Source organism: Methylomonas koyamae (genome assembly GCF_001644025.1).
Classification (GTDB): domain Bacteria; phylum Pseudomonadota; class Gammaproteobacteria; order Methylococcales; family Methylomonadaceae; genus Methylomonas; species Methylomonas koyamae_A.
On sequence record NZ_LUUK01000049.1, the window covers coordinates 1 to 2,904 of the forward strand.

2 protein-coding genes are annotated in these 2,904 nt (G+C 57.8%); both read right to left on the reverse strand.

Annotation, left to right across the window (positions count from 1 at the left end; translation table 11 throughout):
• Positions 1-2,115: non-ribosomal peptide synthetase (locus tag A1355_RS04730; protein WP_157197750.1), on the reverse strand; the 2,115-nt coding region annotated here is incomplete at its 3' end.
• Positions 2,116-2,190: 75 nt separating this feature from the next.
• The coding region (locus A1355_RS04735; protein ID WP_157197751.1) for a phosphopantetheine-binding protein at positions 2,191-2,904 on the reverse strand (714 nt) is incomplete at its 5' end.

Below are 2,904 nucleotides of genomic sequence, written 5' to 3' on the forward strand. Positions count from 1 at the left end.
CAGCACCCGGTCGCGGTCGTCGAGAGCATAGGCGGCTATCACCGCCAGATTGTGATTGACGACGTTGCGATGTTCCACCATCACCCCTTTGGGCTGGCCGGTGGAGCCGGAGGTATAAATCACGTAGGCCAGATGTTCGGGACGCGCGCTGGGACGCGGTTGCGCGGCGCTCTGGGCGATCAGCGGCCAGTCGCTATCCAGCGCCAGGCTCTGAATCGCCAAACCGGCGCGGATTTCAGCCAAGCCGTCGGCCAAGGCAGCTTCGGTCAGCAGCAGTTGGGCGCCGCTATCCAGTAGCAAGGCTTTGCTACGTTCGACGGGGGTATTGGCGTCCAGCGGCAAATAGGCGCCGCCGGCCTTGAGGATGCCCAACAAGCCGACCAGCATCAACGGCGAGCGACGCAGACACACCGCCACGATAGTATCGGCCTGGACGCCTAGCTTTTGCAGATATACGGCCAGCCGGTCGCTTTGCTCGTGCAACTCCCGGTAGCTGAGTGACCGATCCTCTCCGATCACCGCCACCTGCTCGGGGCTTTTCAGCGCTTGGCGGACGAATAGGTCGTGGATGCAGGCATCCGGGACTGGCTTGCCGGCCGTCCGGCTCCAATCCTCCAGTATCTTGCGCCGTTCGTCAGCGTCCAGCAGCTCCAGTTCAACGAGCGTGCCGTTCGGCGACTCGACCAAGAACTGCGTGATTCGAGACAGATGCGCCGCCAGCCGTTGCACAGTCTCGGGCAAATATAGATCCGAGGCATACTCGATACCGATAACGGCATGATCGTCTTCATACTCGTTATAAGTGAAGGTCAATTCGAATTTTGCTTCGTTGATTTCGAAGTCGAATACCGGCTGCAAGCGGCAATTGCCGAAAGGCACCGCGCCAAGCCGTAACGGCGTGTAATTGATCAGCACTTGAAACACCGGGCTTCGGCTCAAATCCCGCTCAGGCTGCAATAAGTCGAAAATTTTCTCGATCGGCACGTGCTGATTGTCCTGGCCGTCGACGATTACGCCATGCACATGATCCAGTAGCGCATCGACCGACAAGTTGGATTGCGCCTCGGGATGAATGCGCATCACGACGGTGTTCACGAAAAAACCGACGATGTCTTCGATTTCGCGCTGATTGCGGTTAGCCACCGGCATACCTAAGCAAATATCGTCCTGGCCGCTGTATTTTTTTAACAACAGATACACCGCAGTCATGAACACGGTAAACGGCGTGGTTTTTCTGGCCCGCGCGGCTTGTTTGATCGCTAGCCCCTGGGCCGTGCTGAGCTCGAATGAAAGGTAAGCACCCTTTCCGCTGGCGGCGGCCGGACGCGCGAAATCCAACGGCATCTCAAGATTTTGATAGCCGGACAACTGGCGTTGCCAATAAGACAGTTCGCGGGCCAATCTGGCGTCCGTTTGAGTTTCGCGTTCCCAGCCGGCGAACAGCGCGTAGTCCACCGCCAAAGCCGGCAATACCGGCTGCCGGCCTTCGATAAATGCCGTATAGGCGGCCGCGAGATCGTTCAACAATACCCGCATCGACCAGCCGTCGGTGATGATGTGATGCAGACACAGCGCCAACACGTGGCTTTCGCTGTCCAAGCGCAACAGCATCGCCCTGAATAACGGCGAATGTTCCAAGTTGAACGCCTGCTCGATAAAGCTTTTCAACCGTTGCTTTTGTTCGTGCTGGCGCGCTTCTTCGCCGAGCCCGCTCAGATCGTGCTGCTCGATTAGGACTTCCGATACCGGGCGGATTCTTTGTAACGGAATATTGTCCAGCGCCGTGAAATTGGTGCGCAACGCGTCATGGCGGGCATAAATGCAGTTCAGCGCCTTCGCCAGCGCGTCGACATCCAAAGGACCGTCGATTTTCCCCACGCCCGGCACGTGGTACTGGCCGCCAAATCCCAGTCTATCCAGAAACCACAAGCGCTCCTGAGAAAAGGACTGGCAGGCGATTTTGTCGCCGGCCAAGTAAGCTAGAACATTGGGTTTATCAGCGGTCAGCGCGGATTTAACCGCCTCGGTCAGCAGGCCATGGCCTGCCTGTACCTGCAAATCCCCGGCGGATGTGGCACTGAACCGCGCGCCCTTTGCTATCAATTCACTCAACATGCTATTGGCTGTGGTAATGGCAAAAATCTTAAGCGCTGAATCCGGACGAACGCCTTCCGCCGCGATCGAGCGTGTTTAAACAATGAACACCTCCATGTGCTTCAAATAACTAGCCAGCGAATCTTCCTGTTGGACTTGCGCGCCGCCGGCGACGGCGAGGGCCAGTTGCTGAATGTCAGCCGCCTCGAAAAAGCGGCTGAGCGGTAGTTCCACGCCTAGCGAGGCCTTGATGCGGAGCACAATTTGGATCGCCAGTAGGGAATGCCCCCCTAGCGCGAAAAAGTTGTCTTGCACGCCGACTTGGTCCAGATCCAACACATCCCGCCATATTTCGGACAAGGTCGCTTCGACGGCGTTGCCGGGCGCGACGTAATGGGTCCGAGCGGACAGATCGACCGGCCTATCCTCCAGAACCTTGCGATTGATCTTGCCGTTGCTGGTTAACGGCATTTCCTCCAACTCGACCCAGGCGGCCGGCACCATGTAATCGGGCAAGCGCTCGCGTAAAAATCGGCTCAACTCGGTTGCGTCAATTGCCTGACCGAGCTGGTAGCACGCGACCAATTGTTTGCCACCGGCATGTTCTTGGGCAAGAACGACCGCGTTGCGGACACTCGGATGACTCAGCAAGGCATTTTCGATTTCGCCGATTTCCACCCGAAACCCGCGAATCTTGACCTGATGGTCGCGGCGGCCGATGAAGGCCAGGTTGCCGTCGTCCAGCCAGCGCACCAGATCGCCGGTTTTATACAGCTTGCCGGCACCGAAAGGGTTGGCGATAAATTTCTC